The following is a 24,668-nucleotide window of genomic DNA, read 5'->3' on the forward strand; positions in this document are numbered from 1 at the left end:
GCGCTACTTTTTGCCGGTATGCAAATAGGATTGAATAGACTTTACATAGCCCTGAAAAGCTTTCACCCCTTTAGGTGTGATCTTACAGATCGTTTGCGGATAATTATCCTTGAATTGCTTGACAACTTCAATATATTCCACATCTTTCAATTTATTGATCTGCACACTCAGGTTACCTGCCGTAGCATTTGTTTTTTCTTTCAGATGCGTAAATTCCGCTTCCTGTTCGCTGATCAATACAGACATCACTGCCAGCCGCAGCTGTGAATGTAACACCGGATCAAGTTCTTTAAAGTCCATTTAGTTCAGTTACGTGTAGGTAGATCAGCATACAGGCGGGAACCACCTGCCTGTATGCTGTTATAATTTTATTTACTGAGATCCGCCATCAGCGCCTTCACATATCCTTCACCCCAATGAGGCGTAAGTTTATCTGCCGGTTTTTCTGTTGCGAATTTTTTCAAAGATTCTTCAAACTTTTCTTTTGCTTTTGTTTTGCTGCCACCAAAAGCTTCCGGTGTATACAGGAGAGCCTGGCCCTCCAGCATATATACCCTTGGATTCTCCGGGTTCAGTTTTTTGGCCTCCTCCAGGTGCTGACCTGATTCCATACCATATTTCATGCCGCGGGTCATTGGATCTACCCCTATGCGGGCAGATGCGATCATGGACAAGATACAACTGATCTCTGAATCCTTTCCTTTCAATGCTGCTGCTTTTTCAATATTCAGCAATGCCTTATCAGCTATTTCATCCACCTTTCCCTTATCCTGTGTAAAAAAGGCTTCATTCACCCGGCAGTAAGCAGCATAATAATACGGCAGCCACTGTGTTTTTTCTGCTTCGGCTACCCGCTCAAATGTATTACCCAGTTGCTGCATGCCAGCTTGTGTAAAAGAGCTGGCACTGTCCAGCAACCCTACCTGCTGGTTCATAGCCTGCTGATATTGTTCGCTCTGGGCCCGGGCTGCAAAAGTGATCCCGGTAACCATTAAAAGAGAAAAGAGGATTTGTTTCATATGATTGTAGATTTTATAAACGATGAATGAATGATTATTGTCTGTCTATTTGTTCCTGGCGGCGGTCGATACCAAAGCTCATGAACATGCCCAGGTAAAAGAACCGCGGTGCCATTGGGCCCACCATATTGCGGCGTAATTTGTCTGAAGAATAACGGAAGCCATACTCCTGATCATTCCCTAATACATTGGTCATGGTAAACACAAATACCGTAAATGCCTTACCGATGGAAGTGAGATAGTTCACATTCACGCTGAGCGTATTTAACGTTCTTGTGCGATCTTTCATGAACTCACTTTCCGGACGGTTGGGATTAAAATAAGGTCTCCCGGTAGCGAATGTATACGTGGCCCCCAGGTTTAATTGCGTGGATGGAATATAATGTTTGTATACCAGCGTGGCCGTATGATTAGCGGCAAAATCCGGCTGCACTTCATAAGGATAGTTCAGGTAATCCCGCTTGGTATCAAGGTAAGAATAAGAGATCCAGTAATCTGCATTTTTGATAGACTTCCTGTCTCTCCAGAAAACTTCCAGCCCTTTGGCATAACCGGTACCGTTGTTACTATAATCCGGTGTGGTTTTCACAAGATCATGATATTTTTTGTAAAACAATTCGGCACGGAAAGTATGGAACTGCGCGAGGCGCTGATAACTGGCAATGTAATGGGTTGCTTTCATGAAACCCAGTTCATGGGTAAAGCGCAGGTATTGGGGCTCAGGTTTCTGATAAAAATCCCCATAGGCAAAAGCCACCTGGCTTTTATTATCCAGCTTATAAGCCAGCGAAGCCCTGGGTGCAACGTTTGATCTGGCCAGGATAGAAGTATACTCGTATCGCGCTCCGAAACGGCCTACAAAACGTGGGGTGAAATATACATCGCTTTCTACGAAACCTGCCGTGTAACCATCTACGTAGTTAGCATCAAATCCGTTAAAACGGGAGCGCTCATCGCCGTATTGATATTCACTGCCAATACGTAATACGGAGAACTTACCCAATCCCTTTGTAAACATCAGCCTTACCTGGCTGAGGTCCTGACGGGCTTTTACGCGCGTGGGAGCAGGTACTTTATTAATAGTATCCATATAGATCCTGTCCCTGTTAGTACTATAGGAAGTACCCAGGTTCATGCGCCAGCCTTTACCCAGGTTTTCCTTATAGTTGATGTTCGTGTATATATTATAGCTCTCCAGTTCAAACGCTTCTTTAAAACCCGGGTATTCCAGGCTTTCTCCTTCAAAGCCAAAACGCTGGTAACTGCCGGTAACAAAGATCTTCAGCATACCGGTCTTGGAGGTTTTTAACCGATAATTGGCAGAACCATTGGTTCCCTGTGGCGCAATAGTAGGTTCCTGCTTTTGCTTCATTATTTTGAAATAAGGAGACAGGTTGAAGTAATCCGCTTCAAAACCATAGGCTTTCTTTTTATCCTTCGTGAGAATATCCACGCCAACACTTGGCCCAACAGAACCAATACCCAATGAATAGGAAGAGCGCTCCGGCAGATCAGTGGATTCCAATACCAGTGCGGAAGATAAACCCTGCCCGTATTGTGCGGAATACCCCCCGCTGCTGAAAGTGGTGCCTTTAAAAAGGAAGGGAGAAAACCTGCCACGCGCAGCAAAGTCAGGCATGCCGGAGAAGAAAGCGTTCCGTACCATCATACCATCAATAAAGGTTTGCGTTTCGTAACCGGTACCTCCTCTTACAAAAAGGCCTTCCTTCTCTCCTACCTGTTGCGCTCCAGGCAATGTTTTCAGTGCGCTTACGATATCTGCGTTGGCACCTGCGGTAGTAACAATATCCAGCGGTTTCAATACCGTATTCTTCTTTTCATCGCTGGCTTCAAAACTACCTGCAGAAATAGTAACCATGTTTAGCTGATTCACTGTTTCTTTTAATACCAGGTTAAACTGTTGGGAAGTGCCGAGTTCTGCTTTTATTTCCAGTGTTTGATATCCTGTAAGGCTGGCTGTGATGAATCTTTCTCCGTTGGCGGTACTGGTAAAAGTAAAGGTGCCGTCTTTAGCACTGGTAGCTCCGTCATAGGAGCCTTTGATCGTAATGTTCACTCCGGCAAGGGGTCGCTTTTTAGCATCTGTTACCCTGCCGCTGATAGTCGACTGGGCCTGTAGCAGCAGGGGAATGCAGGTGAAGATGATCAGGGTTGAGAATAGCTTAAACATATAGTTAGATTAGGTTTGCAAACCAAAAGTAAATTAGTTTATAATATAAACCAAATATCAAGGTTACAAATTCACTATACATTGATTATAAGCATGTTAATTTTTAAGAATTTGAATATTTGTTCTCCTATTGCTTTGATGCCGGGCTTCATTGCAAGGGTCACAATCGTCAGCTGGTGCTCTTTTTCCCTGGAAGCCTGTAGCGATCCTCGCTGCAGGAATACCTTTTTGCAACAGGTATTCTTTTGCCTTCGCAGCACGATGGCTGGATAAAGTAATATTATAAGCATCGCTGCCTCTTACATCCGTATGAGCAGTGAGTAATACAGTAGCTGAAGGGTGTTCCTGCAATAACGTCACCAATTTATCCAGGATCGCTGCAGCATCTGCCCGGATGGAGCTCTTGTTGAAGTCGTAATAAATGTTTTCTATGGCCAGGCTTTCTTTAACAGTTTGCGCATCCAGGTAAAGCGTTACACGTATCGTATCGTTGCCGGTACGGCCAGCAGTAGATACTTCAACCGGTAATGCTTTCCGGCCGCCTTTATAAGCTGCTGCTGTATACTTACTATCATTGTTCAGCACTAAATAGTTGGTCCCATCTGCAGGCGTAATTTGTGTCCATTGCCTGTCTTTTGGCGGCTGGCTGATCAGTGTAAAAGCCTCCGGCACCGGGTTATTATTTAACTTATCCAACACCGTGGCTGCAAGGATCAGCACTTTTCTGTCCGGTTCAACAAATGGTGTTTTACTCATTTCCATGATAAAGGCATAGATATCATCATCTCCTATTCCCCCTTTGCGGTTAGAAGATAAATACCCGCGGGATTGCCCGTCTATCATGAAGGAAAAATCATCTGCAGAAGAGTTAACAGGTACACGCATATTCAGGGGCGTACTCCATTGTTTGCCTTCTCCTTTTGCAGCAAATACATCAAAGCCTCCCATGCCTGCATGCCCTTTGCTGGAAAAATACAATGTACCATCCGGCGCTATCACAGGAAATTCTTCTGCCTCTGTTGTATTGATCTGCGGGCCGCAGTTCACGGGGGCACTCCAGCTGCTATCGCTTAAGCGTGTACTGTACCAGATATCTGTTTGCCCAACACCACCTGGCTGGTCTGATGTATAGTACAGTATATTTCCATCATTACTGATAGCAGCATGGCCTAATGAAAAAGCTGCTGTATTATTATGCGGGAAGGGCGCCAGTAAAGCCCAGGTGGCCCCTTTTTTTACATAGGTGAGCAGTTCAAGCCTTCGGTTACCATATACAGCAGGCCGTTCTGCTTTTTCAAAATTCACTTTCCGGGGGTAGGTAACAGTTAGCCATGCTGTGTCCTCGTTCCGGGAAAAGCATACGGGACCTGAGTGATAAGGGAAATGATCCATAGCATTATGGAAGGAGCTTACATATGCACCATTGGGCTGGGCCGTATAGAGTTTCAGGAAGGGATGTTTATTACGTTTATACCTGCGTTTATCATTTCCCCGGTCAGATACAAAAACGATCTTATCTCCATACTTCACTGTACCCCAATCACTATTGGGTGTATTGAGAGCAGTAAGGTCCTGCCATTGCAGCGATACCGGGTTCTTTAACCAGGCCATGGCAGAATCGCAACCTGCTATAAGTTGTTGTGCATTACCTTCTGAAGACCAGCTGCTATATTGCACTTTAGCGGCTTCATATTGCCCCATGCTCTTTAGCATATCTCCATAATATCTTTTATTGATAGCTGCAGCGCCAGGTTGCTGTAATAGTTTTTCATACCATCCGGCAGCTGCTTCGTATTTATTCACAGCCCTGTAAGAGGTAGCCAGCTTCTCCATGATCTCTGCAGATGGCTTCTTCCGAACGATCACTTCATATAATGCAGCTGCGGGTGCATATTCCGCACGTTGAAAATGAGCATCTGCACGCTGTTGCAGGGAACGTTGCTCCTGCGCATAAGCAGATGCGGCCCATACAATAAACACAATGATAATACTGCATCTTAAGAACATAGTTCGCTTTTACAATTAGAAATAACGCGGACTGCTCACCCGCAAACGGTTTTGACGATTCGCGAAAAATACGCCGATGGAGATCTCATGTGATCCTTGCTGCTGGCTGGCCATCTTATTGATCGTAAGATCATAAGCGTAACCAAAACGGAAACGTTCCCCTGCATAATATTCCACCATAAAACTGGCGGCATCTATAGGATCAAGCCCTTTTTCCAGTTGTGGTTTATTCCATAAACGCACGCCTGTACGGTAAGAAGCTCCCAGCCATAACTTCTCTTCTATCAGCAGAAAAGCATTCAGGTCTACATTGGTAGGGCCTTTGAAATCTTCTTTCACCAACAGGGAGGGTTTCAGCTGCAGGTGTTCGGATAACTTCCACATGAAACCTGTAGTGAGGTACATGTGTTGTGTTTTTTTAATCACCTTATAACTGTAGCCATTCCAGTAATACTTACTGTTGTCTGTATACAAAGAGAAAAGGTCCATCACAGAAACTCCGGCATAAAAAGAAGATGTGTAATAATAGACGCCAAAACGTGCATCCGGGATACGAATAGATGTTTTGCCGGTAGGGATGGCCTCATCCAGATCATCCACATAAGTTAATGCCTTCCCATCTATCGAATACTGTGTGATGCCTCCGCCCAGGCCAATGCATAAGCGTTTTGTATCTGCATCATCCAACGGAATGCGGTAGGAGTAGGAGGCGTAGGCAGACAATGCTTCCTGCGGTCCAAGTTTATCGAACATCACCTGTAAACCCACACCCACCTTTTCGTCCCGGGCATTGGTGAGCCCGTCTACAGATATAGCGCCTGTGCGGGGCGCGCCAGGGATGCCTACCCATTGATGCCTGTAAATGGTATTGAGGTACCAGTCTCCCTTATATCCTGCATACGCAGGGTTTACACTGAGTCCGTTGAACACATACTGGCTGAACTGTACATTCTGCTGTGCCTGCAGGTTACCTGCTATTAAAAAGCAGCTGAGCAGCCCTATGTATATCCTGTATTTCAAGCGCGTCATAAATATTCTTTTAATAGCTATCGTAACAATTCTATCCATCCTTTGAATACCCTGATGCCAGTTGGTGTACGTAGTTCCAGGGTATAATAATAGGTTCCCTCATTCAGTCCGGATCCATCCCATTGGTTTTGATAATCTTTGGATTGGTACACTATATTTCCCCAGCGGTTGTACACTACAAGAGCAGATCCGGGGAATTTCGTGATATCCAGGATCACGAGCTTGTCGTTCCTGCCATCTCCGTTTGGAGTAAAGGTGTTAGGAATAAACACTACTTCTCCCGTGATAGGTTGTTCCGGTATAACAGAAATGTTATCCCCGGGCACCAGGTCTTTTTCTGCAGAAGTACCGCTCGCCGTATTGGTTACACTTCCTCCGCTGTTGATCCTGATACCGAATCGCAAAGTGGCAGTGCCATTTGCTGCAAGGCTGTCCAGCGTCCACACAAAACGGCGGGTACCAGGGTTATAGTTGGTAGCGCCTGCGCTTACAATGATATCCCTTGGAACATCCAGGTTGGCGGCAATCACGTCTTCCACCACAACACGTGTGGCTTTATTGGGGCCCGCATTTGTTAAAGTGATGGTGAACGTAACAACGTCCCTGATCCTGTACGGTGCTGCCGTATTCAGTTCTTTCACCACTTTCAGGTTAGCCAGGTATTCACTCGTTACATTAATTAAACCGGAATCCGGGATAGCCGGAGTGAAACCATTAGTACCCGGAACAGCTACTACTGCTTTATTGGAAATAGCCCCGGTATCAATGATCGTCATGGCATATTCCATTTGTGCACTGGTGTTGCCATCCATTAAACCTATCGTCCACCTGATCTGGTTAGTATTTGCATCATACACTGCTGTGCCTTTTGCAGGAGCTGTAATAACAGGTGCTGACACTTTGCTGCGTGCCGGCAACTGGTCTGTGAAAACAACAGGGTTTAATGCCAGCAGGCCCGGATTATTCACCGTTAGCCTGTAACGGATAGTGCTGCCCACCGGGTAAGGTGCAGGTGTCAGGATCTCTTTCGCAGCCTTCAGTTTGGTTTGCGGCGTAATGTTTGTATTTACACCCGGCGTTTTATTATCTGTGGTATCTGTATCCTGCACACGGGACGGCGGAGCAATGGAAGCTGTATTACTCATCTGCCCGGTTCCACTCACAATGCCCGTTACCAATATCCTTACACTGCTGCCTGCAGGGAAAGTTTCCACCGTTCCGCTCAGTAGATTATTTACCACGCTAAGTGTTACGTTTCCTGCATTACCTGTTGTACCTATAACCCTTGCGTTGATATGGCTCATAGCGGCAGGCAACCGGTCTGTGATCACAGCCCCGTCTGCCACTGAAGGGCCGGCATTGGATGCAGTGATGATGTAAGACATGCTGTCTGTATTGATCACGTTATCCTTGCCTGTTTTAGTGATAGAGATATTTGCATTCCTGCCGATAGCCGTTTCTGCGATATTGGAAGTGATCCGTTTGCCTGTTACAGTTTCTGCTACCGCCCTATTTGAAATATTACCTATAAAGGAAGGATCTATAGTCCCGGTGATCTGCAGGCGGATAAGATTAGCAGCGCCCGCAGCAAGGTCTGCATTGAATACAACAAGATTACCCGTTCCGCTGAGCGTGGTTGTACCACCAACTTGCGCATTGCCGGTAGCAGTGGCCGTCCAGGTAACATTTGTGAGTTGCGGGGCTACTGTATCCCTCACGGTCATGTTCTTAAGATTAGCAGGGCCGTTGTTTTGCAGAGACACGGTATATTCCATTACCGTACCCGCCTCTTCTTTATCCGGCGCTACTTTATGGATGCGCAGATCTGCTTCCTGTTCAATTTGTGTAGTTACCGTATCAGAACTAACAGTGCTGCCATCCGGCTTCTTCACAAAGGCCATATTGGTGATGGTGCCTGTGGCATCTGCATTTAATTTACCGGTTATCTGTACCTGTATAGTATTACCTGCACTACCGGCTATATCTCCTCTGATCACTACGTTGTTACCTGCACCGGTTTTGCCAACTGTTACCAATGCGTTGCCGGTAGTGGAAGTGGTCCAGCTTACATCTGTAATGGCAGCAGCCACCACATCTGTAATATCAATGTCTTCCAGGTCAGAAGGGCCTGCATTTGTAATGCTGAGGTTATAACTTACGGTATTACCAGCAGAGATCTTCAGCGGCCCGGTTTTATTGATCACAATGCGGCCATCTTCTATTATGCTGGTACTTACAACAGCAGTATCTGCGTCTCCGTTTACATTTCCTGCGATAGCCGTATTGCTGATAGTACCGGTAAAGCCGGGATCTGCTATTCCATTCACCAGTAACTGCACCACATTACCGGTACCTGCCGGGATATATGCCTGCAGCTGAATATCATTACCTGTTCCGCTGGCCGGGCTATTGTTGATCAATTGCGCATTGCCCAGCAATGTCACCGTCCATTGTACATTCATGATCTCAGGTGGCACCAGGTCCCTGATCCTTACATCCGTTGCATTAGATACACCGCTGTTATTAATGTTCACGATATAATGAACGGGTAATCCTGCAGCAATTACCTGCGGCCCTGTTTTAACAACGTTCAGGTTAGTGCTTACATATGCCAGTGTATTTACTGAATCCTGTGAAAGGACCACTTCACCTGCTTTCGCCCTGGCAATATTCTTCAATGGCCCTTCAAATGTTGGAGGAACAGTACCTTCAATGGCAAGCATGATATAATTGCCTGTACCTGCAGGAATATTCACCGGCAGGCTGATCAGGTTGCCGGCACCTGTTGTACTACCCTGGATAGTTGCAGCTCCTGCTGCAGTGGCCGTCCACGTAATACCACGGATAGGGCCAGGAACGGTATCTGTAATGTTGATAGTACCGCTATTGGAAGGCCCGGCATTTTCTACCATGATCACATAGCGGATGCGGTTACCAGCAGCAATACTGTCCGGCGCCGATTTACTCAGTTCAATACCCGGGTCTGATGTAATTTTTGTTACAACCGGTGTACTGCTTACCGGCGGTTCTCCAGGTATGGTATAAGTAGCGATATTAGTTACCGTGCTGGTATCCCCCGCATCCAGTGTACCACTGATCGCTACTTTCACACGGTTACCATCTCCCGCAGGAATACTGGCAGTGAAACTCACATCGCCGGCCCTGTCTGCAATATTTCCGCCGGCAATGGTGGCACTGCCTGATGCTGTAGCTGACCATAGTGCATTTTTCAGCTGAGCAGGTATTACATCTGTCACCGCAATGTTGGCTGCATCTGAAGGACCACTGTTGGAAAGCTCTATCATATAACTAACGCCCGTACCTGCACTGGCTGTTTGCGGGCCATTCTTAACGATCTGTAATCCAGGCTGGCTCCTTAATGTAGTGCTGGTGGTATTGGATGTTACCAGCGCTTCACCCAATGGTTTGGCATATGCCGTGTTTTGAAGCAGCCCTGCAAATGCGGGATCTGTTTTACCATTGATGGTTACACTAATGATGTTGGTTGTTCCTGCAGGCAGGTTAGCCACAAAGTTCACATGGCCTGTTTGGTTCACCAGGTCGCCGCCAACAATTGTAGCAGTGCCAACACCTTTGGCAGACCATGTTACGTTTTGCATCCGGGCAGGTAATGTATCTGTGATGGTCACATTTTTCGCATTGGAAGGCCCGTCATTGAATACATTAAAGCTATAGTTGAGGTTACTGCCGGAAGTTACATCTGCCGGTGCTGCTTTTTCTATGCGTAATGTAGGCACATTACGGATATTGGTCACCACGGTATCTGCAATTTCCGGTAATCCTGCACCCGGGATAGCACGGGCAATGTTCATAATGTCTCCCACCAGATCCGGGTTTGCCTGTGCGTTTACAGTGATGATAATATTATTGGCGGTACCCGGTGGCAAAGTAGCCGTAAAGCCAACATTACCTGTTTGATCTGTGAGATTTCCACCACTGATAGCAGCGTTGCCACTTGCTATGGCAGACCATTTAACATCAAGCAATGCAGTTGGTATCACATCCACTACATTTATATTCTGCGCAACAGATGGCCCGTTATTGGAAAGTGTGATCACATAATTAATGCGTTCCCCTGCATTGATCCTGCCAGGGCCTGATTTTGATATTTCCAGTGTGGGTGAATAGCTGATCTGTGTTTTAAGCGAATCGCTGGTCACCGTCTGATCATTATTCCCTGCAGTAGCTACGTTGCTCACGGTACCATTGAACAGGGGATCCGCCGTGCCTTCGATGGTTACTATCACAATACCACTGGCAGGTATGTTTGCAGTTAACGCTACCTGGTTACCTGTACCGGTGGCATGAGCGGTCACCACAACTCCATTACTTACTGCAGAAGACCATGTTACATTACTGATCTGCGCAGGCACAAGGTCTGTAATGTTAACGGCAGTGGCGCTGGAAGGCCCTGCATTGGTCACATTCAGTGTATAGGTCACCGGTAAACCCGCTGACACAACAGATGGGCCGGATTTAGAAACAGAGAAGCCGGTCTGTTTATTCACGATCGTTGCAACACTCACTTTCGCCGGCCGCGGATCTGTAACGCCAGCAGCAGGTTGCGCCTCTGCTGTGTTGATAAGGGTACCAACATATGCAGGGTCTATTGTGCCTTCAATGGTAAAGGTAACCATACCTGTATTGGCAGGTACATCTGCTGTTACCGCAATATTATTGCCTGTGCCGGATGAAGCGCTTACAGTTGCACCACCGGTTACTGCTGCTTTCCAGGTTACATTTTGTATTTCAACAGGCACATTATCTGTAACAGCTGCCCCAATGGCATCTGCAGGACCATTATTGGTGAGTTTCAATACATATACGATCTTCTGGCCCGCAGCAATATTAGCCGGCGCCGTTTTATTCAATTGCAGGTCCACAGATTTATTTACACTCGTTACCACCGTACTTTCTTTCTTGCCATCAAATTCTGCACTGGCCGTGTTAGTGATGGTTAATCCTGCACTGGTGCTCACCGTTCCATTTACAGTGATGATAATACGGCCACTTGATTCTGTGGACATTCCCTGGATGGTACCGATCACACCAACGATATTTCCTGATCCACTGAGCGGGGTGGCGCTGGTGGAGGCTCCTTCCACAGCTACCGTCCACGTTACATTCGTGATCTCTGCCGGAATAGTATCCGCTATTTTAACAGGGCTTGCATTTGAAATACCCGTGTTGTTCACTTCTATCGTATAACTGATAGGATCTTTTACATTTACAGATGCAGGGCCTGATTTGGAGATCAGCACGCCTACATCAGTTGTGATATTGGTGGTAATGGTACTGGAATTTGTTTCCGGCACTGTTTCTGTAACATCAGATGGCGGAAGCACTTTCGCTGTGTTCCGGATAGCTACCGGTTGAGAGCCTGGATTTACCTGTCCGGTAATATTAACAGTTATAGCATTCCCAGTGCCTGCAGGTATATTACCTGTTACCCGCACCACATTGTTCACAACAGGCAGGATTACAAAACTGGCGCTGCCAGTTTGGGATGCGGTTACTACCGGGTTAAGAATGTCTGCCGGTAATGAATCAATGATAGCCGCAGCAGTAACATCAGACAGTCCTTTATTTGTAACAACCAGTTTGTAAGCAATACTTTCTCCTGCTGTTCTATTCGCCGGCCCGCTTTTTACGATCACCAGGTCTGCCTGCCGAAGTACACTGGTGGTAACGGTACTGATAGCTTCCGCAAAATCTGTTGTTCCTGCCGGCGGTATTGCCCTCGCCGTATTAGTGATAACACCATTTGGTGCTGCTGGATTTATTGTGCCGTTGATCGTAACTACGATCGTACTTCCATCCGCAGCAAGATTACCGGTGAGATTGATCACACTTCCAACGCCGCTGGCAGCACTCACTGTGGCATTGCCATTGGCCACTGCCGTCCAGGTGATATTGGTGAGCAATGTGCTCACGGTATCTTTTATACTGATGTTCGTAGCATTGGATGGGCCACCGTTGGTAACCTCCAGTGTATAGGTAATGTTCTCTCCGGCTGTTGCGTTAGCAGGCCCGCTCTTGGAAATACGCAGATCAGCAGACCTGGTAGTATTGGTGATCACCGTAGAAGAAACACCTGGCAAACCAGCGGGTACAGCATATGCCGTATTCCTGATGGAAGTACCGCTAAAGGAGGGATCTACCTTACCCGTTACAGTAATATCCATCACATTGCCATTGCCGGCAGGGAGATTACCTGTTACATTGATATTTCCTGTGCCACTGCTGCTGCTTACAGTTGTACCTGCACCACTTGTTACAATTGTCCATGCAGGATTCTGGATGGCTGCATGGATCGTATCTTTTATAACCAGCCCGATTGCATCTGAAGGTCCTGCATTGGTAACACGTATATTATAGGTAACAGGCTGACCCGCTTTCAGAGAAGCGGGGCCAGACTTGGTGATGTTAATACCAGGCCTGGTTTCTACAATAGTAGCCGCAGTATCAGATACCACTGCTTTACCCACTGGTAATGCATACCCGCGGTTTTCTATGGGAGCACCGGTATAACCAGGTTGTATCACACCGGTAATAGTTACAATCACCGCATTGGCAACACCCGGAGGGAAGCTACCGGTTAAGCCGATAATATTTCCTGTACCATTTGCCGTACCGGTGATCTGTGCATTTCCGCTGGCTGTAGCTACCCAGGTTACGTTGGTGATGGAAGCAGGAACAGTATCTCTTATTTGCAGGTTACTGGCATTGGATGGCCCGTCATTTGTAATGTTCAAGGTGTATGTGATCTGCTCACCTGCTGCCAGTTTAGGCGGCGCGCTCTTCACTATCTGCACGGCCACTTCATTGGTTACCAGGGTTTTCACCGTATCTGAAGTAAGCAGCGGCTGCCCCGGAACCTGTACACTGGCATAGTTTTCCAATGTTCCGGTAAAGTCTGCATCCACCACTCCGTCTATATATATAGTAAGGTCTGAAGCTGGTTGAGAAGGTATATTAGCCGTGATGGCTACATTGTTTCCGCTGCCACTGTTACCCGTTAATACCTGTGCATTTCCGGAAGTGACTACAGACCAGGTGGCATTTTTCACTTGTGCAGGTATCACATCGGTAATGGTAACATTCTTTGCATTAGATGCAGGGCTACTATTAGCAACAGATACAATGTAGCTGATCTTACTACCTGCCGCAAGGGATGAACTGCCCAGTTTAAATACAGAGAGGTTGGGTTTATTAATGATGCTTGTTGTTACCGTATCTGAATGTACCAATGGCTGATCCTCTGCTTTAGCCGTTGCACTGTTCGTAATACTTCCTTCAAATGCAGGATCTGCAGTGCCGCCCACAGTAATAAGGATACGGTTTCCACTGCCGAACGGAATATTTCCTGTTACTTCCATATTAGCACCGCTGCCGGTTCCGCCGGATGTTACAGTAGCTGAGCCAAAGCCGGTAGCGATCCAGGAAGGGTTCAATATGGCAGCAGGAATGATGTCCGAGATCAGGATATTTTTTGCATCTGAAGGCCCATCGTTAGTGATCACAAAATCGTAGGTAAGGCGGTTACCTGCAATTATAGAGACAGGGCCGGTTTTCTTCACCCTTACGGACGCTGTATTCGTTGCATTGGTATTGGCATTACTGCTTACCGGTGGCTGGCCGCTTACGGTAGCGGTAGCAGTATTAGTCACCACACCTTTGAATGCAGGATCTATTGTGCCATTAATATTGATGGTAATAGTGCCTGTACCTGCCGGGATATTACCCGTTACATTTACATTGCTGCCACTTCCGGCGCTGCCACTTAGTACCGTGGCCCCATTGGCTGCAGTAGCCGTCCATCTCGCATTTTTGATTTCGGCTTCCAGTACATCCGTGATGGTTATATTTTGGGCGTCAGACAAGCCATGGTTGCTCACAATCACCGTATAGGCAATAGCGTTACCTGCAGATACGGATGCAGGAGCAGATTTGGTGATCTGCAGCGCGGGTTCAAAAATAAGTTTAGTATCTGTTGTATCTGAATGGATCGCAGGCTGGCCAGGTTGCATGGCGGTTGCAAAGTTCGCCAGGTCTGCTGTGGCAGCCGGATTCACCTTACCGGTAATAGTTACTACGATCTTACCCTGCGGATCTGCCGGTAGTACGCCTCTTACTCTTAAAATATTACCGGTACCTGTTGCGCCGGACAAAACAGATGCTCTGCCTGCTGTTGTTGCCACCCATGTAACATTTGTAAGATCTGCCGGTATCAGATCTTCTATGTTCACTTCCGGCGCGTCAGAGTGCCCTTCATTTGTTACCGTGAGTACATAAACAATGTTATCTCCCGCTATTGCCTCTGCAGGCGCTGATTTTGTTATCTTAATCAGCGGTTCGCTTTTTACCACCGTTTTCACCTGTGCGCCTGGAAGATCTGTTCCGTTAGCTAACCTGGCAGTAGCGCGGTTGAAAATATCGCCTGAATAAGAGGGATCTACCGTAGCTGTAATAACGATCAGCACACTGTTGCCACTTCCGGCAGGAATATTTGCCCGCACATCAACGATCTGCCCGTTCACTGCATCAGAGGATACGTCTGCCGTACCATTGTGCTGCGTATTGAGTACGATATGTTGTAACTGAGGGGCCAGTGTATCCCTGATCACTACATTAAATGCATCTGAGGGGCCTGTATTATGAACAGTTATAAAGTAGGTGATCATTTCACCTGCTATTACTGTATCCGCTGCGGTTTTAATAATGGTAATACCCGGACGGTTCTGTATGGCGGTACTCACCTCGTTGGAAGTAACAGCTGGTTGGCCGGTTACCTGCACACTGGCTGTATTCTTAGCCGTACCCGATGCACCGGGTTTTACTTTGCCGGTAATTTGCACGGTAACAGTATTACCACTGCCTGCGGGGATATTTACTGTCAGGCCAACATTGTTGCCTGTACCCGTAGCGCCTGAAACTATTGTGGCCGCACCACCGGCAGCAGCCGTCCACTGAACGTTCTCAATATCTGCATGTATAAGGTCCGTGATACTGGCGTTCACTGCATTGGATGGGCCTGTATTGCTAACGGACAAAGTATATGCAATAGCACCACCTGCATCTGCCTGTGCAGGGCCAGCTTTTGTAATAACAAGGCCGGGGGTGTTTTCAACAGTTGTAACATCTGAATCAGTTATTGCCGTGCCGCCCGGAGGTGTAACGGTAGCCACATTGGTGAGTACGCCGGTGAATGATGGCTGTACAATACCGTTTACGTGAATTTCAATAATATTACCAGTGCCTGCAGCAATATCTCCTGTTGTGCTGATGTTATTACCGCTACCTCCGTCAGGTAAGGCTCTTGCACTACCACGGGGGGATACATACCAGGTAACATTAGTGACTGCTGCGGGCACAACATCCGTTATCACAACACCTGTTGCATCAGAAGGGCCGGCGTTGGTAACCTGTATAATATATTCGATAGGAGTACCTGCAGCAATGCTGCCTGATACAGGACCGGATTTCACGACTGTGAGCCCCGTTTGTTTTAGTAAAGTAGTGAAGGTGGAATTTGAATTGCTAACAGGTTTGCCCGGAGGTGTTATGCTTGCTGTGTTCTGGATCACCCCTGCAGCACTTGCACTAATGGTTCCATTAACGGCTACTACAATAATATTAGCATTACCAACCGGCAGGCTGCCGGTAAAACTGATATTGTTGCCGGTACCGCTGGCAACACTGGCAGTGGCAGCTCCCTGCGTACTTACCGTCCACGTAGTATTCTGAATAGACGCTGGTACTGCATCCGCAATCACCGCATTCACCACATTTGACGGGCCTGCATTCTGTATCACTATTTCATAATGGATAGCACCTCCTGCCACAGCACTTGATGGTGCTGTTTTGGAAATGCTGATATCATACTGCAGATCTGGTGTATCCGTATCTGTAGCAGTATTGTTAGCTGTATTATTTTCCGTGTAACCGGATGGTGCTGTTACGGTGGCTGTGTTCACAAGATTACCCGTAAAAGCCGGCGGCACTGCCATCGTGAACGTATACACGATAGTTCCATTCACGGGTATGTTCACCAATTGGCTGATGGCACCGGTTCCACTATTGGCCGGTACGGTAGCTCCACCTGAAACATTTGCACTCCACGATGCATTGGTGATACCTGCAGGAAGGAGATCACTCACCTGGGCACCTGCCACATCTGAAGGGCCCGTATTGGTAACATTGATGGTATAAATGGTATTTGTACCCGGTACGTAAGAAGTTTTACCATCCGTTTTGGTGATCTGCAGATCTATACTCCTGCTGGCGGGTGTGGTTACACTTCCGGTTGCCGGGGTTGGATCTGTGAAGTTTGGCGGAGGCGTTACATTCGCCGTGTTCACAATTGAATTGCCGGTGAATGAAGCACTGATATGGCCGGCAATAGTTAGTGTAATACTTTTACCCGGCGTGAATTGCACACCGGTCCAGCCACCGCTCACCGCATCAAATGTTCCTTCGCTGGCAGTATAAGTATTTGCTGTAAATTCTGCGGGGAAGTTATCTTCCACCACAAACCTCTCAGAAGGAAGGATAGTAGAAGGTCCTGCATTGGTGATAGTGATAGTATAGGTTAGATCAGCACCTGCTACCACTTGTGTGGGGTTAGATGTTTTGGTAACGGAGAGATCTGTTACCGGCGCTGTTACGGAAATAGTGACGGTGCCTTGTGAACAACCTCCTTTATTATCACACACCGTATAAACAAATACATCTGTACCTGTATAGCCAGGGCTTGGTGTATAGGTGAATGTACCATTTGCATTTAACACCAGCACTCCATGTGCAGGAGGCGTGAATGGCGTGGTGGTTACTGTTAGCGGATCATTTTCCGGATCAGTATCATTCGTTAATACGTTTCCGCTCACGGCTACATCCCTTACTGTAGTGTATTGATCATTATTGGCAACGGGCGGGTTATTTTGCACTATTCCTGTTACGGACGCATTGTTATTACCCGGTACAGGATCTGTTACACCGGCGGAAGCTGTAACACTGGCGCTGTTAGTGATAGTAGCACCTCCTGTTACACCGGCCCTCACAAAACCTTCTAACGTGATCACAATTTTATTTCCCGGCGCAAAAGGTATGGTCCCCAAACAGTTAATGGTATTGCCTGTTCCGCTGGAAGGGCTTATCGTTACCCCGTTCCCGGTAGTTGCGGCATTCCATGTATAGTTCTCTAACTGCCCCGGCTGATTGTCTGCAATAATAAATCCCTGTGCGTCTGAAGGGCCAAGGTTTTCTACCGTAATGGTATACACCACTTTTTTCCCGGTCTGATAAACACTGCCCGCATCTGATTTGGTGATCTTCAGATCGGTACTTTGTGTATAGGTTAATGTTACATCGTCTGCTGAAGATGCACAATTTCCATTGCTGATGGTCCAGCGTAGAGTTGCAGTGGTATTAGGGTTGAGGGTTACATTACTGTTGGGCGCATTAGGGTTTGCAATATTGGCATTCCCTGTTACTACCGTCCAGGTGCCTGTACCAACAGCGGGTGTATTACCCGTCATCACAAAAGCACCGCTGTTGAACTGTGTTTTATCTGCGCCTGCATTTGCCACGCTGGGTAATGCATTGATCAGCACTTTTACATTATCCGTACTTGCAGCGCAGGGCGAGTTGGTAACAGACCATACAAATTCATAAGTACCCGGTGCTAAACCGGTGACCGTTGTAGTGGGGCTCGCCGGGTTTGTGAATACGGGAGTGGTTGGGCCGGAAAGCGAACTCCATGCACCTGCTCCTGCTGTTACTGCACCAGCGGCCATCGTTGTACTGGTTACATTGCACAAAGCCTGGTCAGGCCCTGCATTGGCGGTGGTAGGATTGGCTGCAACCGTCAGCTGCACATCATCAGACGAAGCGGTGCAGTTGCCATTAGTGATGGTCCAGCGAAAAACATAAGTGCCGGGGGTTAAACCTGTAATGCCTGTAGTAGCATTTGCAGGGCTGGTGATGTTGGCGGCGGGGCCACTCACTTTTGTCCATGTACCCGTTCCTGTTACGGGTGTATTACCGCCTAATGTGGCATTGGTTATATTACAAAGGTTCTGGTCCGTTCCTGCATTTGCTGTGGTAGGCAATGCATTCACTACAATTGTTACATCGTCTGTGCTTGGCGTACAGCCTCCATTTGAGATCGTCCAGCGGAAAGTATAAGTACCGGGAGTTAATCCGGTAACAGTACTGGTAGCACTGGCAGTATTAGTGATTGTAGCAGAAGGGCCGCTTACTTTCGTCCAGGCACCGGTACCGGAAACTGCTGTATTTCCTGCCAGTGTAGCAGATGTTACGTTACAAAGATTTTGATCCGGGCCCGCTGCTGCTGTTGTTGGCAAAGCACTGATCACCACCTGTACTTCATCGAAATTGGAACCGCAGGGGGAATTTGTGATCGTCCATCTGAAAATATATGTACCCGGCGTAAGGCCTGTTACTGTTGTGTTTGCACTGGAGGGAGTGGTGATCACAGCCGCAGGGCCCGATTCCTTCGTCCAGGTACCTGTTCCTGTTCCGGCGGCAGGTGTATTACCTGCCAGTGTGGTGGTGGTTACATTACATAAGTTCTGATCATTCCCCGCAGCGGCCGTGGCCGTGGTTTGCGTGATATTAACGGGAACACCTGTTGTAGTACTGCTGCATGGGCCGGATGTTACCACCCGCCTGTACCATGTTGTTTGTGTGATCAGGCCGGGGGTATAATTTTGTTGATTGTTCACACCTGCCGCCGCGCTAAAACCTGCAGTTGCGCTTGTGGTGCTCTGTTCCCACAAATAAGTATAAGAACCTGTAGCACCTGTTGGAGTGGTCCCTTGCAGTGTAGCAGGTTGTGTATTTGTACAAAGGGCCTGCGAAGGGGGCGTTACAAAATTATTCTGCACAGGTTGTGCCACTGTAGCCGTAAGGTATTTTACGCAACGGCTGTCGTCTTTCACTACTAATGAATAAGTACCGGGCGTAAGGTTATTAAAAACATTGCTGGTTTGAAAAGTTGCGCCGTTATCCTTGCTGTACTGTACATTGGTGCTGGTGTTGGTAGCTGTTACTGTGACAGATCCGGAGCTGCCTGTACAATCTGGTGTAGCCACTGCTGTTGCATTTAACGTACAACACTTGAAGGTAGCATTCCCCGAACCTGCCACCTTTGCCAGGTTTATATTGGTAGGCAGATTTCTGAAGTTGGTAATGATCAGTAAGTAAAATTCTCCTGCAGCCGCACCGGTGAACGTAATACTTTCATTGGCACTGGTGGAATAACTGCAGGACTCTACCGGTTGCGCATTGCCCAGCAGGTTTCCGCAGGCAGCCAGCATATTGCTAATGGAAGTATAGGGCCCGAGCAAGGCAAAGTCCACGTCAATATTGGCAGAATTCGTTTCACTGATGGTAGCATTTCCGCCGGTGGCCACCTCGAAAAACAAATAGGTAGGATTCGGTGTGGTAACAAGGCATCGTATTGTACCCAGACTGGCGGTATTTGTTTTTGCAGGAAAATTAATGGTTTCACAAACCCGTTGCGGGTCAGAACAGGTAGATTGGGCCACTGCATACTGCGATAGCAGCATTAAAAACAAAACAATGAAAATGGCTCGGACAAAGTAGAAATTCCCCATGCATGAAGCGTTATAATGAATGATAGCGATGCTCCAATGCGGGGGCATACAGCTAGATTTAAATAACACTCTTTTGGAAGGCGCTTATAGGTTACGATACAGTAAGGAATGTGCTTATCTAATTGGGAGAAAAAACGGGTTAATTGCTTAGACGATAAAGAGCCTGTGTGTCACTGTTGGATTTAAAAATAAGTGTAGAAATTTATTTATCCAAAAAAATTATTTACTTGTAGCGATTAATATATATCAATAAAATATACAGTATTTACCTGTAGTATATATCCTACAAGGGTTGTAGCAAAAAAACGGGCTGTTCCAAAGATCAGGAACAGCCCGTTTTTTAAGTATGTTGTTGTTTGCTTTTACGCAAATCTTGGTTTCAGTTCGTCTGCCAAAGCAACCATTTTTTTGATACCATCTTCCGGCAGGTTACCTTTTTTGAATTCACCTAAAACATCAGGCAGTCTTACTTCCATTTCGTGTTGGAAAGCATCTTCGAAAGCTCTCACATTTTTCACGGGAATACCGCTGAGCAAACCATTGGTACCGAGGTAAATGATCGCTACTTGTTTTTCCACGGAGAATGGATTGAACTGTGCTTGTTTCAGGATTTCCACGTTACGTGCACCTTTCTCCAGAACGGATTTGGTTGCAGCATCGAGGTCACCACCGAATTTAGAGAAGGCTTCCATTTCACGATACATCGCCTGGTCCAGTTTCAGGGTACCGGATACTTTCTTCATGGATTTGATCTGCGCGTTACCACCTACACGGCTAACGGAGATACCTACGTTAATTGCGGGGCGGATACCTGCGTTGAACAGGTTATTTTCCAGGAAGATCTGACCATCCGTGATGGAGATCACGTTGGTAGGGATGTATGCAGATACGTCGCCGGCTTGTGTTTCAATGATAGGCAAAGCTGTCAGGGAACCACCGCCTTTAACGAGGTGTTTGATAGAATCAGGGCAATCGTTCATTTGCTGAGCGATCTCATCCTTAGCGATGATCTTAGCTGCACGTTCCAGCAAACGGGAGTGCAAATAGAATACGTCACCAGGATATGCTTCACGTCCCGGAGGGCGGCGGAGCAACAGGGAAACCTCACGGTAAGCTACGGCTTGTTTGGACAGATCATCATAAATGATCAGCGCAGGACGGCCGGTATCACGGAAGAATTCACCGATCGCTGCACCTGCAAACGGAGCGTAGAACTGCAAAGGAGCAGGGTCAGCAGCAGAAGCCGATACGATAGTAGTGTAAGCCAGTGCACCATTTTCTTCCAGGGTTTTCATTACACCTGCAATAGTGGAAGCTTTCTGACCGATGGCTACATATATGCAATACACTGGTTTACCAGCGTCGAAAAATTCTTTCTGATTGATGATGGCATCGATACAGATGGCAGTTTTACCTGTCTGACGGTCTCCGATCACCAGCTCACGTTGACCACGGCCGATAGGGATCATTGCATCGATCGCTTTGATACCTGTTTGCAGTGGTTCTTTTACCGGCTCACGATAGATAACGCCCGGTGCTTTACGCTCCAGTGGCATTTCATACAGTTCACCTGTGATAGGGCCTTTACCATCGATAGGTTCGCCCAATGTGTTCACTACACGTCCAACCAGGCCTTCACCCACTTTAATGGAAGCGATCTGTTTGGTACGGCGAACAATTGCACCTTCTTTAATTCCGGCAGAAGGACCCATCAATACCACACCCACGTTATCTTCCTCAAGGTTCAGAACGATAGCTTTGATACCATTCTCAAATTCTACCAGCTCACCGGAGCGCACGTTGTTCAATCCGTAAACGCGGGCGATACCATCACCCACCTGCAACACGGTACCTACTTCTTCCAGATCGGCAGAAGCGTTGAAGTTGCTGAGTTGCTGGCGTAATATCGCCGAAATTTCATCTGGCTTAATGTCAACCATTTTTTATGCTTTTTAAAAGAGTCGTTAAGGTTTAAACTAAATATAACGACAACAGCTTTGCGATTACGCAGCGGCTGCTGTTAAGTACTTATCTGATCTCAGGAATGTAAATGTTCTTGAGGAATTGTTTTTTGATATCCTTCAGGTCGCGCAGGATGGAAGCATCGAAGAGTTCGTTACCGGTTTCCAGTACAAATCCGCCAATGATGTCCGGATTTACGGAAGTTTCGATCTCTACCTTACGCCCTGCGGAAGTTTCTACTTTCTCGCGGATCAGTGCCAGCAGGCCTGATTCCAAAGGAGTAGCAGTAGTGAGTTTCACACGGGTGATGTTCTTGAGTACATTATACTGTTCTTCAAATGCCGCCGCAATTTCATCCAGGATACCTTCACGGCCTTTCACTGTGAGCAGACGAATAAAACCGGAAGTGATGGCACTGATCTTACCATCCAGGATAGCGCCCAGGATCTTTACCTTTTTATCGGCTTTAATAACAGGGCTCCTCAGCAAAGCAACCACGTCTGCATTACTGCGGGTGATAGCTTTTAATAACAGCATATCGCTATGAACTGCTTCCAGTTGGTTCTTTTCAACCGCGAGGTCTATCAGTGATTTAGCGTATCTGCCTGCTAAACGGGGATTTTGCATAATCTTTTATTCAGCCGGTTAATTAGTTCATTTTGATTTCAGCAGCCAGTTGCCTGATGTAAGCTTCCTGGTTCTGTTTGTCTGACAGTTCTTTACGCAACACTTTCTCTGCTACTTCTATCACGAGCGTACCTACCTGGTTCTTTACATCCGTGAGGGCTGCCATTTTCTGGTTCTCGATGGCTACGGAAGCATCCTGGATGATCTTCTTCGCTTCGGCCTGTGCAGTAGCTTTAGCTTCGCTGATGATCTTATCCTTTGCTTCTTTTGCTTCTTTCAAGATCATGCTGCGTTCCGCTTTAGCTTCAGCCAGTACATGCTCATGCTCAGCTTTCATCTGCGCCATTTCCTCTTTCACCCTTTCTGCAGTAGTGATGGAGTCAGTAATGGAATCTTCCCTTTCCTTCAAAGTAGCAAGGATAGGTTTCCAGGCAAATTTCTTCAGTATCAGGAAAACGATAATGAAGATCAGGAGAGAGATGGAAAACAGGCCAAAGGCCGGTAACAACAAATCCATATATCAGTGTTTATATATTGTATTATACTTTTCGGAAAAAGGATTACTGCATCCCTTGCCCTGTGCGCAGGATGCAGTAATAAGATGTTCTTAGAGAACTACTGCCAACAGGCCGGCAATAACACCGAACAGGGCAACACCCTCAACGAGTGCTGCAGCCAGGATCATGTTTGCACGGATGTCGTTTGCAGCTTCAGGCTGACGAGCGATAGATTCCAGTGCGCTCTTGCCGATGTTACCAACACCGATACCAGCTGCGATAGCAGCGATACCAGCACCGATTGCACCACCAGCTTGTGCCAGTCCAGTTGAAGCAGCAGCTTCAGTAGCCTGCATTAAAACAGATAAAAGTGCCATAATGAAATGTGTATTTGAAATTAAAAATTAACGCGTTTGTTGTTCTGGTTGCAAAATTCGGTTATGAATTCCACATAATTAATGATGATGATCACCTGTGTGCTCCATTGCCTGACCGATGAATACAGCGGTAAGGTTAGCAAAGATGAACGCCTGGATAAATGCTACCAGCAATTCCAGCATCATCATTACAATGTTGAAGGCGATAGTGATCGGCAAAAATGCATAACCTGCGATCTGGTTCAGGGAACCAAAGATAAATACCAGGGATATAATGCTCAGGATGATAATGTGGCCGGCCAGGATGTTGGCAAACAACCGGATCATCAGGGAAATTGGTTTGGTAAATACACCTATCAGCTCCACAGGCGCCAGGATCACTTTAACACCGCCCGGTACGGGAGGGTTAAAGATGTGGCCCCAGAAATATTTGTTGGTGCTTGCCATCATCACTACAAAACTGATCAGTGCCAGTGCAGCAGTAACGGCAATATTACCCATTACGTTTGCAGAACCCGGTAACAGGCCCAACAGGTTGTTGATCAGGATGAAGAAGAAAATGGTTAATATGAAGGGAACGTATTTATCTCCTTTAACACCGGGGATATTAGGTTTCACTACTTCGTCGCGCATGAAGATGATCACCGGCTCTATCAGGCTTTGGAAACCTTTGGGTGCCTGTTTGGAACCACGGATGCGGTAACTTTTAGCCACGTTCAGCATCAGCACTATCAGCAGCACAGCGCCCAACAGCATAAAAGCAATATTCTTGGTGAAGGAAAGATCGTAGATCTTTTCGCCGGTTGGCGTATCATTTGCATCTACTGCAATAACAGTACCTTCTGTGTATTCTTTGGAACTCAGTCCTTTTTCGTGCATGTAATGCTCGGTCACCAAACGGTAGCCGTCGTGCGCATCATGGCCATGATTAAATCTGGAAGAAGAAAACGTGGAAAGCCCGCGGGTTTTGCTGTAAATGATCACTGGCAAAGGCACCGTTGCGTGAAACTCGCCGATACTGAACACATGCCAGTCGTGCGCATCTTTCACGTGCCCGAGGATCACTTCCTTAGCATTGAACTTCTCCTTTTTTTCATGACCGCCAGTTGCATGAGGATCTTCATGGCCATTGGCAAATACACCCGTAACGGCTATTGAAAACACCATTATCAGGGCTACCAGCTTATATTTGAACCGATTGAAAGAAATCACAGTTTTCTGAAATTTTGTGCAAAGGTAGGCGATTTTAAATAAAATAGTAACGCAGAATGAAAAAACTGACGAGGATCATGTGGTAT

Annotated in this window: 11 protein-coding genes; all 11 read right to left on the minus strand. The window is 46.9% G+C overall.

Annotated elements, in window-relative coordinates; genetic code table 11:
* Nucleotides 1–3: 3 nt before the first annotated feature.
* The 11 genes from BUR42_RS18630 to atpB all read right to left on the minus strand — a co-directional run bounded on the left by BUR42_RS18630 (nucleotide 4) and on the right by atpB (nucleotide 24,582).
* Nucleotides 4–300, minus strand: coding sequence for a winged helix-turn-helix domain-containing protein (locus BUR42_RS18630; RefSeq protein ID WP_074240936.1), 297 nt, complete (start codon nucleotides 298–300; stop codon nucleotides 4–6).
* Between the two features lie 68 nt (nucleotides 301–368).
* Nucleotides 369–1,019: a hypothetical protein gene (locus tag BUR42_RS18635; protein WP_074240937.1), complete on the minus strand. Its 651-nt coding sequence runs from the start codon at nucleotides 1,017–1,019 to the stop codon at nucleotides 369–371.
* Nucleotides 1,020–1,053: 34 nt separating this feature from the next.
* Nucleotides 1,054–3,210, minus strand: coding sequence for a TonB-dependent receptor (locus BUR42_RS18640; RefSeq protein WP_074240938.1), 2,157 nt, complete (start codon nucleotides 3,208–3,210; stop codon nucleotides 1,054–1,056).
* A gap of 96 nt (nucleotides 3,211–3,306) precedes the next feature.
* Nucleotides 3,307–5,217 carry an OmpA family protein gene (locus BUR42_RS18645; RefSeq protein ID WP_074240939.1) on the minus strand — a complete coding sequence of 637 codons (1,911 nt, stop codon included), beginning with the start codon at nucleotides 5,215–5,217 and terminating at the stop codon, nucleotides 3,307–3,309.
* Nucleotides 5,218–5,232: 15 nt separating this feature from the next.
* Nucleotides 5,233–6,246, minus strand: a complete 1,014-nt coding sequence (locus BUR42_RS18650; protein ID WP_084185698.1) for a PorP/SprF family type IX secretion system membrane protein — start codon at nucleotides 6,244–6,246, stop codon at nucleotides 5,233–5,235.
* A 17-nt stretch (nucleotides 6,247–6,263) separates the two neighbouring features.
* The gene (locus BUR42_RS29580) at nucleotides 6,264–19,955 is read right to left on the minus strand and encodes a PKD domain-containing protein (RefSeq protein ID WP_143197514.1); all 13,692 of its coding nucleotides are present in this window, start codon (nucleotides 19,953–19,955) and stop codon (nucleotides 6,264–6,266) included.
* A gap of 314 nt (nucleotides 19,956–20,269) precedes the next feature.
* Nucleotides 20,270–21,847 carry a F0F1 ATP synthase subunit alpha gene (gene atpA, locus BUR42_RS18660; protein WP_074240941.1) on the minus strand — a complete coding sequence of 526 codons (1,578 nt, stop codon included), beginning with the start codon at nucleotides 21,845–21,847 and terminating at the stop codon, nucleotides 20,270–20,272.
* A gap of 88 nt (nucleotides 21,848–21,935) precedes the next feature.
* Entirely contained in the window at nucleotides 21,936–22,496 is a 561-nt protein-coding gene (gene atpH, locus BUR42_RS18665) for an ATP synthase F1 subunit delta (protein ID WP_074240942.1), read from the minus strand.
* A 22-nt stretch (nucleotides 22,497–22,518) separates the two neighbouring features.
* On the minus strand, nucleotides 22,519–23,013 hold the full coding sequence (gene atpF / locus BUR42_RS18670; RefSeq protein WP_074240943.1) for a F0F1 ATP synthase subunit B: 495 nt from the start codon (nucleotides 23,011–23,013) through the stop codon (nucleotides 22,519–22,521).
* Between the two features lie 90 nt (nucleotides 23,014–23,103).
* Nucleotides 23,104–23,370, minus strand: a complete 267-nt coding sequence (gene atpE / locus BUR42_RS18675) for an ATP synthase F0 subunit C (RefSeq protein ID WP_074240944.1) — start codon at nucleotides 23,368–23,370, stop codon at nucleotides 23,104–23,106.
* Nucleotides 23,371–23,448: 78 nt separating this feature from the next.
* Nucleotides 23,449–24,582: a F0F1 ATP synthase subunit A gene (gene atpB, locus BUR42_RS18680; RefSeq protein ID WP_084185699.1), complete on the minus strand. Its 1,134-nt coding sequence runs from the start codon at nucleotides 24,580–24,582 to the stop codon at nucleotides 23,449–23,451.
* Nucleotides 24,583–24,668: the final 86 nt, after the last annotated feature.

It is taken from the genome of Chitinophaga niabensis (genome assembly GCF_900129465.1).
Taxonomy (GTDB): domain Bacteria; phylum Bacteroidota; class Bacteroidia; order Chitinophagales; family Chitinophagaceae; genus Chitinophaga; species Chitinophaga niabensis.